13 protein-coding genes and 3 pseudogenes are annotated in these 14,144 nt (G+C 45.8%); 14 read left to right on the forward strand and 2 right to left on the reverse strand.

From position 1 onward, the window contains the following. Positions 1-118 precede the first annotated feature (118 nt). Positions 119-1,569: pseudogene (locus DW996_RS14670) on the forward strand (4Fe-4S dicluster domain-containing protein). Between the two features lie 32 nt (positions 1,570-1,601). Here the strand turns inward: DW996_RS14670 and DW996_RS00775 are convergent. After that, positions 1,602-1,880 carry a hypothetical protein gene (locus DW996_RS00775; RefSeq protein ID WP_118280837.1) on the reverse strand — a complete coding sequence of 93 codons (279 nt, stop codon included), beginning with the start codon at positions 1,878-1,880 and terminating at the stop codon, positions 1,602-1,604. A gap of 160 nt (positions 1,881-2,040) precedes the next feature. Here DW996_RS00775 and DW996_RS00780 point away from each other — a divergent pair, with 160 nt between their 5' ends. Further along, a complete protein-coding gene (locus tag DW996_RS00780) occupies positions 2,041-3,042 on the forward strand; it encodes a phosphatidylinositol-specific phospholipase C (RefSeq protein WP_158575131.1) in 1,002 nt (333 codons plus the stop codon). A 22-nt stretch (positions 3,043-3,064) separates the two neighbouring features. After that, the gene (locus DW996_RS00785; RefSeq protein ID WP_118534576.1) at positions 3,065-3,673 is read left to right on the forward strand and encodes a DUF1653 domain-containing protein; all 609 of its coding nucleotides are present in this window, start codon (positions 3,065-3,067) and stop codon (positions 3,671-3,673) included. A 1-nt stretch (position 3,674) separates the two neighbouring features. On the opposite strand, the gene DW996_RS00790 is transcribed toward DW996_RS00785, so the two are convergent. Beyond that, positions 3,675-4,118, reverse strand: a complete 444-nt coding sequence (locus DW996_RS00790; RefSeq protein ID WP_118280840.1) for a CYTH domain-containing protein — start codon at positions 4,116-4,118, stop codon at positions 3,675-3,677. A 150-nt stretch (positions 4,119-4,268) separates the two neighbouring features. Here DW996_RS00790 and DW996_RS00795 point away from each other — a divergent pair, with 150 nt between their 5' ends. From DW996_RS00795 to DW996_RS00845, 11 genes and pseudogenes are all read left to right on the forward strand, one after another. Beyond that, on the forward strand, positions 4,269-4,769 hold the full coding sequence (locus DW996_RS00795) for a DJ-1 family glyoxalase III (RefSeq protein ID WP_330428687.1): 501 nt from the start codon (positions 4,269-4,271) through the stop codon (positions 4,767-4,769). A 134-nt stretch (positions 4,770-4,903) separates the two neighbouring features. Beyond that, on the forward strand, positions 4,904-5,116 hold the full coding sequence (locus tag DW996_RS00800) for an alpha/beta-type small acid-soluble spore protein (RefSeq protein WP_118280842.1): 213 nt from the start codon (positions 4,904-4,906) through the stop codon (positions 5,114-5,116). An 89-nt stretch (positions 5,117-5,205) separates the two neighbouring features. Further along, a complete protein-coding gene (locus DW996_RS00805) occupies positions 5,206-5,700 on the forward strand; it encodes a TetR/AcrR family transcriptional regulator (protein WP_118534577.1) in 495 nt (164 codons plus the stop codon). 190 nt (positions 5,701-5,890) lie between these two features. After that, positions 5,891-7,260 (forward strand): annotated as a pseudogene (locus DW996_RS14675) (radical SAM protein). 241 nt (positions 7,261-7,501) lie between these two features. Continuing rightward, positions 7,502-8,875, forward strand: a complete 1,374-nt coding sequence (tig, locus tag DW996_RS00815; RefSeq protein WP_118534578.1) for a trigger factor — start codon at positions 7,502-7,504, stop codon at positions 8,873-8,875. Between the two features lie 37 nt (positions 8,876-8,912). Beyond that, on the forward strand, positions 8,913-9,497 hold the full coding sequence (gene clpP / locus DW996_RS00820) for an ATP-dependent Clp endopeptidase proteolytic subunit ClpP (protein ID WP_118280846.1): 585 nt from the start codon (positions 8,913-8,915) through the stop codon (positions 9,495-9,497). A 67-nt stretch (positions 9,498-9,564) separates the two neighbouring features. After that, positions 9,565-10,898: pseudogene (gene clpX / locus DW996_RS14680) on the forward strand (ATP-dependent Clp protease ATP-binding subunit ClpX). Continuing rightward, positions 10,898-11,497, forward strand: coding sequence for a ribosome biogenesis GTP-binding protein YihA/YsxC (gene yihA, locus DW996_RS00830; RefSeq protein ID WP_118280848.1), 600 nt, complete (start codon positions 10,898-10,900; stop codon positions 11,495-11,497). Before clpX ends, yihA begins: the two are co-directional and overlap by 1 nt. Next, positions 11,481-12,383 (forward strand): metal ABC transporter substrate-binding protein, encoded by a 903-nt coding sequence (locus tag DW996_RS00835; protein WP_118534579.1) that lies wholly within the window; start codon positions 11,481-11,483, stop codon positions 12,381-12,383. Before yihA ends, DW996_RS00835 begins: the two co-directional genes overlap by 17 nt. A 12-nt stretch (positions 12,384-12,395) precedes the next feature. Continuing rightward, positions 12,396-13,223, forward strand: coding sequence for a metal ABC transporter ATP-binding protein (locus tag DW996_RS00840; RefSeq protein WP_118534580.1), 828 nt, complete (start codon positions 12,396-12,398; stop codon positions 13,221-13,223). Further along, positions 13,223-14,035, forward strand: a complete 813-nt coding sequence (locus DW996_RS00845; RefSeq protein ID WP_118280851.1) for a metal ABC transporter permease — start codon at positions 13,223-13,225, stop codon at positions 14,033-14,035. Before DW996_RS00840 ends, DW996_RS00845 begins: the two co-directional genes overlap by 1 nt. Positions 14,036-14,144 lie beyond the last annotated feature (109 nt).

Raw genomic sequence — 14,144 nt, forward strand, 5'->3', positions numbered from 1 at the left:
TGGATTTATAGACAGTTTCCCTGAGCCGTGTTATATTACCAATATAAGATTGTTATTTTTTTGACAAAAGTAACAGACCAACCACACAAGTATTGAAAAAAGGGAGGAACCATACCAAATGTATGCTGACGAAAATGTAATTAAGATCAAACATGATGTACTTTATGAAGTAGCCAAATTAGCATTTGCAGATGAATTGGAAGAGAAGAGGGACGGCATTGCGCAGTCTTTGATTCCGGGACCAACACCGCAGTTCCGTTGCTGTATCTATAAAGAAAGAGAAATTATCCGCCAGAGAGTCCGCCTGGCAGAGGGAAAGGCACCGGGCATGCATGACGATGGCAATATCGTTCAGGTCATCAGTTCTGCATGTGAAGATTGCCCGATCTCCAGTTATGTTGTAACCGACAACTGCCAGAACTGTATCGGAAAGGCATGTATCAACGCATGTAACTTTGGTGCGATCGAGATGGGACGCCATCGTTCCCATATTGACGCTTCCAAGTGTAAGGAATGTGGTAAATGTGCCCAGGCTTGTCCTTACCATGCGATTGCAGCCTTAAAGCGTCCGTGTAAGTTCTCCTGTCCGGTCGATGCCATCAGTTATGACGAGAATGGCATTTCCGTGATCAACGAAGAAAAGTGTATCCGCTGTGGACTTTGTATTCACAGATGTCCGTTTGGTGCCATTGGTTCCAAGACCTTTATCGTGGATGTCATCAAGGCGATCAAGTCAGAGCATCCGGTATATGCATTGGTTGCACCGGCGACCGAGGGACAGTTCGGTGAGCATATCACCATGAACAGTTGGAAGAAAGCCATGAAGCAGTCGGCTTTACCGATCTTGTGGAAGTAGGACTTGGCGGTGATATGACAGCAGCCTACGAAGCAGAGGAATGGGCAGAAGCATACAAGAATGGCAAGAAGATGACCACTTCCTGCTGCCCTGCATTTGTCAACATGGTAAAGAAGCATTACCCGGAACTGATCGAAAATGTATCAACGACCATTTCACCTATGTGTGCCGTATCCCGTATGTTAAAGGCAAAAGAACCGGATGCGGTCACCGTATTTATCGGACCTTGTATCTCCAAGAAATCCGAGGTCAAGGATCATGCCATTGAGGGCAATGCAGACTATGCACTGACCTACAGTGAGATCCGTGCCATCATGCATGCGAGAAACGTAGAACTGGAGGAGGACGACAACTCTTATCAGGAGTCATCCATCTACGGCAAGCGTTTTGCAAATTCCGGTGGTGTTACCGAGGCAGTTTTGCAGAGTTTGAAAGAAAGCGATGATGAGATCGCAGCGACCGTCAACAAGTGTAACGGTGCCGCAGAGTGTAAGAAGGCATTGCTTTTGATGAAGGTCGGCAGATTGCCGGAAGACTTTATCGAGGGTATGATCTGTGAGGGCGGCTGTGTCGGCGGACCGAGTGCTTTCCGTCCACAGGCTTCTTTCAAAAAGAACCGTGAGACGATTCTTTCCGAAGCGGATGAGCGTGGTATCCATGAAAATCTGGATCATTACGATATGGATGCATTTTCCATGCATGCAAAGAGATAGAAGAAAACGAATACATAAAGACAACCGGAGCATCAAAACTCCGGTTGTTTTTCGTTTAGCCAGTCGACAAGAGCACAGAGACCTTCTTCGGAAAAGTCTGCTGTCTGGCGTGTCATTTTTTCTTCGTCCGTCTTAGCAAAGGCGAAAGGTCCCGGCCAGATGGTGGCTTGCAGTTTGACTTCTTTTTCATCCTCCGTATCCGGGATGGGGAACTCTATTTTTTCCACGCGGTAGCGCATATTGCCGTCGCTCCCGGTAAAGGGGGACTTTTTATAAAAATTGAGTGCTAATAAAGAATGACGATCAATCATGAAAAAATCCTTTCTTTGTATTATTTTCTTTTCTGTTTTCTATTATAATATATAGTAAGAAAAAGAAGTAAAAAATTTGCTTTTTTTCCGGTGGATTATGCTATACTATATTCTTATCATAATGGCACTTGGGGAAGTGCTTATAACAGGAGGTTTTTATATGAGGGGATTTTTCAGAAAATGGGGAGCAGTGGCTCTGGCACTGGTCTTGTCGCTATCGGTATTTGCCGGTATGGATGGATCAAGCGTGCAGGCGGCAGAAGATCATGCAGAGGATTGGATGGCAGACATTGATGGGGAAACGATGCTGAGTTCGATCTCCATTCCGGGCACGCATGACAGCGCGACACAGTATGTAGGCATGCGCTATATCTTTCAATGTCAGGACACCAGCATCGCACAGCAGTTGGTCGATGGCTACCGCTATTTTGACATGCGTCTGGTCTTAGACGGCAAGGAAGATGAGCAGACACTGATCTTGAAGCACAATTTTGCAAAGTGCAAAGAGGACGGCGGACTTTTTGCAAAAGCACTCAAACTGTCCAATGTCTTATCGGATGTCTATGCCTTTTTGCAGGAACATCCGTCCGAGACGGTCATTCTTTGTATGAAGGCGGAAAACAGCAAGGATGATGTGGCACAGGTACAAAAACTTTTGTATGAACAGATCGATCAGAATCCACAAATGTGGTATCTTGCCAACGAGATTCCGACTCTGGAGCAGGTGCGGGGCAAGATCGTTTTGGCAACACGTTTTGAGGATGCCATGGAACTTGGTCAGCAAAAGAGCGGACTGCATTTTTACTGGGAAGACCAGGGAGACCGGGAGATCGTGGATGTGCCGTATGCACTCTCTGCCATTAGTGACAGTGCCTCTTTGTGGGTGCAGGACCGCTATAATTATGACACGTCCGACAAACTGGATGCCATTGTGGATGACCTGGAAAATTGTCAGGCGGCGGATGATACCTTTTCCATTAACTTTACCTCGACCAGTGGCAGCGGTAAGGTAGGACATCCAAAGAAATATGCCACGACCATCAACGATTATCTCTTATCCTATGACTGGCAGGCAGGGACATCTTATGGTATTGTAGTGGTAGATTTTGCGACAAAGGATTTGGCAAAATGCATTTATGAGACCAATACCTTTGTAAAATAAGATAGGATAGAGGGTGAAGTTTATGCCGCAGGGCAGACCCATGCCGGGAGAGATCTACCGGCATTTTAAAAATAAGACATATCAGATTCTTGCCGTGGCAAGACATTCGGAGACCAGAGAATTATATGTCGTTTATCAGGCTTTGTATGGAGATTACCAGACTTATGTCCGACCATACGATATGTTCATTAGTCCGGTAGACCATGAAAAGTACCCGGAGGTAGAGCAGGAATATCGTTTTGCCTATATAGCATCCCCGGCAGAGACCATCTGCCAGCCGGAAGATATGGCATCCGCGGGCGACAGTACAAAAGCCATGACACAGGATCAGAAAGTGCTTGCGAAAAAAGCGGCAGGACAGCCGGAAAGACCTGTGGAAAAAGAACCGGAAGTTGACGCAGAATTACAGGGTGTCAACCCGCATTTTCTGGATTTTTTAGATGCAGATACCTATGGCAGAAAATATGATATCGTGACCGAGATGGAGGAGGAACTGGACGATCATCTGATCAATCAGATGGCGGCATCCATAGATGAGATCATTGAGGATGGGCGGCTGGAAGACCGCATCCTGCAACTGGAAGCCTGCCTTAGAACAAAGGCGCGGTATGAATTGAACCGCGCCAGATAAACTATTGGTAGAGAGCCATATTTACATTATGATAACGGCGATCCATGGTGACATCCTGACCGAACCAGTCCGGTGGCAGGAAGACATTGGCTTCCTCGATGGAGGCAAATTCCACCTCCGCCATGATGAGCGGTTCCATATCGCCATGAAAGACATCAAGTTCGATGGTGTGAGGCGCAAGCGGGATAAAATACCGGGTCTTGCTGATAATCTTACCATCGGCTTTGGTGCGCAGATGTTCATAGGCTTCTTTGGTAAGCGGGAATTCACTTTCCTCCCTTGCCATCATCCCTTTGGACTTGTAGGTAAGGATATAATCATCATCCTTCCTGCGGATGCGAAGTACAGGATTTTCATTTAAATAAGCCTGTTCGATCTGACTGCAGGGATAAGAGGTCAGATCCTTTGGCAGATCTTTGATCAAAAATTTACGTTCGATTTCCATGCGATTCTCCTTGGGCGCTTTTTCTTATATTATAGCGCAGGCGGGAGCCCATGGAAAGAAGGAAGAAAACAAAAGAAAGAAATGAGGAAAAGATATGAGTAAAGTAGCAATTTGTATGGCAGACGGCTGTGAAGAGATCGAGGACTTACCGTGGTAGACGTATTGCGTCGTGGGGGAATGGATATTGATACCGTATCCATTTCCGGTGATCCTTATGTGACAGGATCACACAATATTGCCTTTTGTGCAGATAAGCTGATCGCAGAGTTGAACTGGGCAGATTATGATGGGATCGTTTTGCCAGGCGGGATCCCGGGCACACCGAATCTGGCAGCAAGTCCGGCGGTGACAGATGCCCTTAAATTATTTGATGCAGAAGGAAAACTGATCGCAGCGATCTGCGCTGCACCGAGCGTCTTGGGACAGATCGGACTTTTGGAGGGCAGGGATGCAACTTCATATCCGGGCTTTGCAGAAAAGATGCCGGGCTGCAATTACAAGACAGATGCCGTTGTGCGGGATGGCAATATCATCACCAGCCGCGGCATGGGAACAGCGATCGAATTTGCACTAGCCATCGTAGAATATTTTTCAGACCATGAGACGGCAGTTGCTCTTGGCGATAAGTTTATCTACAGTTATGGTGCATAAGAGATACTAATAATTTCCAACTATATTTTCCCGTATTATGTTCATACTAGCATTAGATAAATCTTCTACAGAAGACATCAGACAAGATCCGGTGTCAGAAGATTTGTCTTAAAATAAATCTGGAGGTAATGAACATGAGCGGATCTTCAAACTCAAATTCTAACAGAATGGCAGTTCCTGAAGCAAAGGATGCCATGAATCGTTTTAAGCAGGAGGTTGCCAGCGAGATTGGCGTGCCACTTAAGGATGGTTACAACGGTGAGTTGACATCAAAGCAGGCAGGTTCTATCGGTGGTGAAATGGTCAAGAAGATGATCATGAAGCAGGAGCAGGAAATGAGCAAATAAGTTTGCCCAGACCTTAGAGAGCAGCCTCGGGACTATCCCGGGGCTGCTTTTTCCTTTTCCTTTATAAAAAAAATGTGAGGGATACATACATGAAAGAGTTTACAAAGGCTGCCATTGCAGATACTTTTATGGAATTGTTACAGGAGCACACGATCGACCATATCACGGTTAAGGATCTGGCAGAAAAATGCGGTATCAACCGGCAGACATTTTACTATCATTTCGCAGATATTTATGATCTGATGGAGTGGACGCTGGATAATGAGTTAAAGAAATTCTTAGAGCGTTATGACAAGACGGATGCAGACTGGAAAGAGCAGCTGCAGCAGTTGTTCGTCTTTTTCCGTTTTCGTGGACAGCAGGTCTTACATGCCTACGATTCGCAGAACCGTCTTTATTATGAGCAGTTTATTTACCGGCAGATGCTGCCCGCCATCCACAAACTGATCCTGACCTATGAGGAGGCAGAGACTTTGGCGGAGGGCAAGGCCGAATTCATCGAACATGTCTATACGCGCATGATCGTCAATTTCTTTTTGGATTGGCTGGATGAGGCATGCCGGATGAAGAAACGGTGCGCCTGAGTGATTATGTCCATTTTATGGAGGGTAGTTTACAGAGTACCCTGGTCACCTTCCAGGACAAAAATGTATAAAATTACTACAAATGTGCCTTGGTGTCAAAATTTTAGACATCTGGGCATTTTGTCTGTTTTATGAGGGAACGACCAGCGTTATAGTAATAAAAAATTTAAGGAAATGGCTGGTGTTTCATATGAACAGATCAAGTAAATTAGTTCAATTTGGACTGAAAAAAGCATTCGGATATATTGAAAAAGATCCGGAAAAGAATCTTGTCAAATTACTCGACATCGTCGATCAGTTTGCAGGCGATGATCCGAATATGATGGGAAAGCAAAGAGAGGCATTTCGTCGGGTCATCGACGATCCGGACAATAACATGAATCAGTTGATGATGCGTGTATTAAAGGATACTGATACCGAGGTCGTCAAAGCCATGTTTGAGAATTTCTTCCTCAATGCCAACTTTATCGGCTGGCAGACCCAGGAGGAAATGCGCAAGAAATATAACTGCAATATCCCGTGGGCGATCCTTTTGGATCCGACTTCTGCCTGCAACTTAAAATGTACCGGTTGTTGGGCGGCAGAGTATGGCAACAAACTGAACCTGACATTTGATGAGATCGATTCCATCATCATGCAGGGCAAGGAGTTGGGCGTATATCTTTATATCTATACCGGTGGCGAACCGCTTGTGCGCAAGAAAGATTTGATCGCACTTTGCAGAAAACACCATGATTGTCAGTTCCTGACCTTTACCAACGGTACTCTGATCGATGAAGAGTTTGCAGATCAGATGCTGGATGTCAAAAATCTGGTGCCTGCGATCTCTGTTGAGGGATTTGAGGAGGCAACGGATGGCAGACGTGGAAACGGTACTTATGAAAAGGCTGTCCGCGCGATGGGATATTTGAAAGAAAGAAACTTCCGTTTGGTATCAGTTGCTGCTATACCAGCCAGAACTTAGATTCCATTGCCAGTGATGCATTTTTTGACCAGATGATCGACTGGGGGGCTTACTTTGCATGGTATTTCCACTATATGCCGGTCGGAAATGATGCAGCACCGGAACTTCTGCCGACACCGGAGCAGAGAGAATATATGTACCACAAGATCCGGGAGGTGCGCGTGACAAAACCACTCTTTGCCATGGACTTCCAGAACGATGGAGAATATGTGGGCGGCTGTATCGCCGGAGGCAGACGCTATCTACATATCAATGCCAACGGAGATTGTGATCCTTGTGTATTTATCCATTATTCCAATACCAATATCCGCCACAATACCCTGCTTGAGGTATTACAGTCACCGATCTTTATGGCATATCATGATGGTCAGCCGTTCAACGACAACCATCTGCGCCCATGTCCGATGTTGGAAAACCCGGAGGCTCTGCAAAAGATGGTAGAAGCCACAGGGGCACGTTCCACAGACTTGCAGTCACCGGAGACAGTAGAGCATCTATGTGCTAAATGTGAGGACTACGCAAAGAACTGGACACCGACCGCAGAACGGCTGTGGAAAGACAGTTCCCGCAACCCGGCAAATCAAACACAAGCATAATTTTTGACAGGAAAAATAAATGGGGTTTTTCGAGGTCTGGATGCCTTGAAAAGCCCCTATTTTTCATTGGTTTTCCTTATTGCTATTTAAAATATGGTGTGATATAATATCCCAATGACTGCACAAGGGCTGAATGTCCTTTTTATAATAGAGGTTCTATTATAGGTGATTAGTACATGAGTTACAATTTTAAGGAGGAAATGAATTAAATGAGTGTACAGGTGAAACATTAGAGAAGAATATGGCAAAACTCACAGTTGAGATTGAGGCTGAGCGTTTAGAGAAGGCACTTGACGCTGCATACAACAAGCAGAAGAAGAGCATCTCTATGCCGGGATTCCGTAAGGGCAAGGTTCCGAGAGCCATGGTTGAGAAGATGTATGGCGTAGAAGTATTCTACGAAGATGCAGCCAACATCCTTTTACAGGAGACATATCCTGAGGCATATGACGAGAGCGGTCTTGAGATCGTTTCACAGCCATCTATCGATGTCGTACAGTTAGAGAAGGGCAAGCCATTTATCTATACAGCAGAAGTTGCTGTTAAGCCGGAAGTTACACTTGGCAAGTATAAGGGCGTTACCGTTACCAAGATCGACACAAGCGTTTCTGATGAAGAAGTAGACGCAGAGGTCGAGACACAGAGAAACAACAACGCAAGAACTGTTTCTGTAGAGCGTCCGATCGAGAATGGCGATACCGCAGTGATCGATTTTGAAGGATTTGTAGATGATGTAGCATTTGAAGGCGGAAAGGGCGAGAACTACGACTTAGAGATCGGATCTCATTCGTTCATTGATACCTTTGAAGACCAGTTAGTAGGCAAGGTTGCCGGAGACGACGTAGAAGTAAATGTTACATTCCCAGAGCAGTATCAGGCAGAGGAACTTGCCGGCAAGCCAGCAGTATTCAAGGTTAAGATCCATGAAGTAAAGGCTAAGGAACTACCGGAACTTGATGATGAGTTCGCACAGGATGTATCTGAGTTCGATACTCTTGCTGAGTACAAGGAAGATGTCAAGAAGAAACTGACAGAGCGCAAGGAAGCAGATGCACATCGTACAAAGGAAGATGAAGCAATCGAAAAGATCATCGATGATGCTAAGATGGACATCCCAGAAGCAATGATCGACAATCAGGTTAACAGCATGATCAATGATTTTGCAAATAACATGATGCAGCAGGGACTTTCTATGGAGCAGTATATGCAGTTTACCGGCATGACCATGGATAAGTTCAAGGAGCAGGTTCGCCCGGATGCTGTTAAGAGAATCCAGTCTTCACTCGTATTAGAGCAGATCGCTAAGGACGAAAATCTTGAAGTTACCGATGCTGATGTAGATGCTGAGATCGAAAAGATGGCAGCAGCATACGGCATGGAAGTTGATAAGGTTAAGGAATACATCCAGGATGCTGAGAGAGAATCTATGAAGAAGGATATCGCTATCCAGAAGGCAGCAGACTTCATCATGGAGAATGTCAAGGAAAGAGCAAAGAGAACCACAAAGAAGGCAGCCGCTGACGAAGAGAAAGAGCCGGCAAAGAAGACTACCGCAAAAAAGACAACAGCGAAGAAGACAACTAAGAAGGCTGATGAGACAAAAGACGCTGAGTAATCAGACGTAATAAGGTCAGGAAAGAGAGGTTCATAATATGGCAACAATACCTTATGTCATTGAGCAGAATAGTAGGGGAGAACGTTCCTACGATATCTATTCCAGATTGCTGAAAGATAGAATTATCTTTCTTGGGGAGGAAGTAAACGAGACAACTGCAAGTCTTGTAGTTGCACAGTTATTGTTCTTGGAGTCAGAAGACCCGAGCAAGGACATCCATCTTTACATCAATTCCCCGGGCGGAATGGTGACTGCGGGCATGGCCATCTATGACACCATGCAGTATATCAAGTGTGATGTATCAACGATTTGTATTGGTATGGCGGCAAGTATGGGAGCATTCCTCTTAGCCGGTGGTGCCAAGGGCAAACGTTTTGCACTTCCAAATGCGGAAGTCATGATTCACCAGCCATCCGGTGGTGCCAAGGGTCAGGCAACAGAGATCCAGATCGCTGCAGAGAACATCTTAAAGACAAAGAAAAAGTTGAATCAGATGTTAGCAGACAACACAGGAAAGCCATACGAAGTTGTGGCAGCAGACACAGAAAGAGATCATTGGATGAGCGCAGATGAAGCCCTAGATTATGGCTTGATCGATGGAATCATCACAAAGAAAGAGTAATGCATAAGAGGGTACCCCATATGGGATACCCTCAATGTGCATATCATAAGGAAATGAGAGAAGTAAAATGGCAGGAAGAATGAATGACGATAAGATGGTCAGATGTTCCTTTTGTGGCAAAACACAAAATCAGGTACACAAGTTGATCGCAGGACCCAATGGGGCGTTTATCTGTGATGAATGTGTAGACATCTGTACAGAGATCATAGAAGAAGATTTAATGGAAAAGGGACTGATGCCGGAGTATGATGAGCCGGAGCAGGAAGGAAAACATTCAGACGCTAAAAGAAAGGCAAATGAGGAATTTGAGATCAATCTTTTGACTCCACAGGAACTCAAAGCCTTTCTGGATGATTATGTCATCGGTCAGGATGAGGCAAAAAAGGTATTGTCTGTCGCTGTGTATAATCACTACAAACGTATCACATCCGGACAGGACATTGATGTGGAATTGCAAAAGAGCAATGTCCTCATGTTGGGACCGACCGGTAGCGGAAAGACATTGTTGGCACAGACACTTGCCCGTGTCCTTGGCGTACCGTTTGCCATCGCAGATGCTACGACACTGACAGAGGCAGGTTATGTAGGTGAAGATGTAGAGAACATCCTGCTCAAGTTGATCCAGGCAGCAGATTTTGATATCCAGGCAGCGAGATGGGCATTGTCTATATTGATGAGATCGATAAGATCACCAAGAAATCCGAAAATGTTTCCATTACCAGAGATGTCTCCGGTGAAGGTGTGCAGCAGGCACTCCTCAAGTTGATCGAGGGTACGGTTGCCAGCGTGCCGCCGAAGGGTGGACGCAAGCATCCGCAGCAGGAGTTGATCTCCATCGACACCAAGAATATCCTCTTTATCTGTGGTGGGGCTTTTGAAGGTCTGGACAAGATCATTTCTGAGCGATTGGACAGCAATGTCATTGGTTTCCAGTCAGAGACCAAGGAGCGCAATCAGGATGACCTTTCTACGCTCTTAAAGCAGGTATTGCCGCAGGATTTCATCAAGTTTGGTTTGATCCCTGAGTTTATCGGACGTGTGCCGATCAATGTTTCCTTACAGGAACTGACAGAGGAAGATATGGTGCGTGTCCTGACCGAGCCGAAGAACAGTCTGGTCAAGCAGTATCAGGCACTTTTTAAGATGGATGATGTGGACTTGGCTTTCGATCATGATGCCCTGGTTGAGGTTGCCAGAAAGTCCATCGAGCGTAAGACAGGTGCGAGAGGATTGCGTGCGATCTTGGAGAACGTCATGATGGATTCCATGTACGAAGTACCATCCGATAAAACGATCACAAGCGTGCATGTTACCAAAGAGATGGTGGATGAAAATCTCCTCTTGGAGGACAAAAGCGGAAGCATTACAGCCATCGGAGAAGAGCAGGAGAAGAGTGCATAATGGTCATTAAGAATGTGGAACTGGAGACGGTCTGTGGCGTGACGAGTATGCTTCCGGACAATAAACTGCCGGAAGTGGCATTTGCGGGCAAATCCAATGTCGGCAAATCGTCACTGATCAATGCGCTGATGATGCGTAAGTCATTGGCGCGGACATCGGCACAGCCGGGCAAGACACAGACGATCAATTTTTACAATATCAATAAAGAAATCTATCTGGTAGATCTGCCGGGTTATGGCTATGCCAAGGCTTCCGAAAAAGAACGGGAGGCATGGGGGCAGATGATCGAGCGCTATCTGAACACTTCAGAAAAACTGCGTGCGGTCTTTCTTCTGGTCGATATCCGGCATGCACCGTCTGCCAATGACAAGCAGATGTTTGAGTGGATGGCATATGTAGGATATGATCCGATCGTCATTGCAACCAAGTTGGACAAGATCAAACGAAGCCAGATTGATAAACAGATCAAGATCATCCGTCAGGGATTGGGCGCGGATAAAGAGACCATTATCGTTCCATTTTCTGCGGAGACAAAACAGGGAAGAGATATAATCTGGGATTTTATGGATCAGGTGATTGAGAATGAAGAAGAGGCATAAAGGATTATTTGTGAGTACGCTGCTTGCCGCCATTTTTGTGGTGGCATTTGGCTGTACTTTTTTTATTTATCAGAAACAGGAAAAAAATGCTAAGGCAGAGGATCTGACCGTGGTCACATCCTTTTACCCTATGTATATCGCAGCCTTAAATGTCTGTGATGGCGTGGAAGGCATACATTTGGAAAATCTGAGCGAGCCGCAGACCGGCTGCCTGCATGATTACCAACTGACACCGGAAGACATGAAACTTTTGCAGACGGCGGATGTTTTTATCGTTAATGGTGGCGGTATCGAAAACTTTCTTACCGATGTGGCAAAGGCATGTCCGAATCTGACCATCATCAATGCGAGTCAGGGACTGGATCTGATCGAGGACAATGCCCACGCATGGATGAGCGTTGCCCTGCATGAAAAGCAGGTAGACAATATTGCAGAGGGGCTGGCGGCAGCGGACGCAGACCATAGCAAGGCATATGCAAAAAATGCCAAGGCATACCAGAAAAAATTACAGGCGCTGGGAAAGCAGGAAGAAGAAATGACCCAATATACCAAGGGACGGTCTGTGGTTCTTTTTCAGGAAGCCTATGAATATCTGGCAAGGGATCTGGGGCTGGAAGTATCCTATGTCCTGGATCTGGACGAGGAACGTCAGGTCAGTGCGGGCGAGGTATCGGATGTCATGTCTGCCATTGCAGGAGACCGTATCCGGGTCGTTTTTGCGGATGATGTCTATGGCAAGGAGATGGGCGATATGGTGGAGGCAGAGACCGCAGCCAATACCGTCTATGTAGAGACTCTGGTCAGGGGAGACTATGACAAGGACAGTTATATAGAGCACATGCAGGAAAATTTGGATGCCATACAGATGGCTTTTGCTGCGAGATAGGAGATAGTATTTATGCATAAGATCAAAAAACCATGTGGTTTTCACTGTATCAAGATGAAAGATATCGGCGTGTCCTTTGGCGATCAGGTTGTGTTGGAACACATCAATCTGCATATCCACTGTGGCAGCCTGACGGCGATCATCGGACGAAATGGTGCGGGAAAGTCTACCCTGCTCAAGGCGATCTTAGGGGACATTCCCCATACGGGAAGTATTACTTTTTCCGATACCGAAAATGGAAAAATGAAAAAAATGAAGATCGGGTATGTGCCGCAGTCACTGAATTTAGAGCCAAATACGCCCATGAATGTATATGATCTGATCACGAGTTTCCGCTATGATTATCCGGTCTTTTTGAAGAATAAAAAGTTATATCAGGAGATCAAGGAAGCCTTGGCAGAGTTTGAGGCAGACCATCTGATCGACCAGCCGATCGGCAAGCTTTCCGGTGGAGAATTGCAGCGTGTCTTACTATCGCTTGCGGTCATGGACGAGCCAAATCTTTTGCTTTTGGACGAGCCGGTGTCCGGTATTGACAAAAACGGTATGGATCTTTTCTACGAAAAGATGGATTACCTGCGCAAAAATTACGATATGGCGATCATCATTATCTCACATGATCTGGACTATGTGGCAAAGTATGCCGATAAGGTCGTACTGATCGATAAGACCGTCACGGCAGACGGCAATCCCAAGGAAGTCTATGAAAGCCAGGCATTTCATCGCGTCTTTGGTGATGCGACCTATGCCTATGGCAACAATGTAGGACATGTGCGCAAGGTGGAAGCGAAAGAAGCCCCTTATGAGGCTGGCTATAAAGGAAAGAAGGAGGAAGCTTAATGACAGGTTATTTTACAGAGTTATTCCAATATGATTTTATGCGTCGTGCCTTTCTTGCCATCCTGATCATTACGCCGCTTTTAGGTATCTTGGGCACTATGATCGTCCATAAAAAGATGGCGTATTTTTCGGATGCACTGGGACATTCTGCCCTGACCGGTATTGCGATCGGCGTGGTCTGCGGTATCAGTGACACCAATCTGTCCATGGTGCTGTTTGCCATTGTATTTGCCTTTCTGCTCAATCAGATCAACCGTAAAAATCTGGCGGCGACCGATACCATCATTTCTGTTTTTGCCAGCTGCAGTACGGCGATCGGTCTGGCAATCCTATCTAAGGGGGGCAATTTTAGCAAGTATTCCGCTATTTTGGTGGGAGATATCCTGAGCATTTCTACGCGGGAGATCATTTATCTGATCCTGATCTTTGCGGTGACTCTGGTATTCTGGTGCTTTGCCATCAACAAGTTGAATGCTATCAGCATCCATGCATCCTTGGCAAAGAGCCGCAATATTTCCGTGCGTCTGGTGGAGGATATCTTTGCTATTATCATTGCGCTCATTGTGACATTGTCGATCAAGTGGATCGGTATTTTGCTCATCAATGCCCTTTTGATCCTGCCAGCGGCATCCAGCCGGAATATATCGGAAAACATGCAGGAATATCACCTCTATGCCGTGATCTTTAGTCTCTTTTCCGGAATCGTGGGATTGGTCATTTCTTATTTTACCAATGTGGCGACCGGACCTATGATCGTGATCGTGGCATCTGTGATCTATTTTGCAACCTATTTTTATGGAAAGAATAAGTAAGGAATAAGTAAGAGACGTTCCTTTTGCCACAAGGAGTGTTCCAAATGGTTTTAGACCTGTCAGTCTGACAGGTCTTTTTCTTTTGTAAAAAATGCATAGAGCCGGAAAA

Source organism: Roseburia sp. AM51-8 (genome assembly GCF_003478275.1).
GTDB lineage: Bacteria > Bacillota > Clostridia > Lachnospirales > Lachnospiraceae > Pararoseburia > Pararoseburia lenta.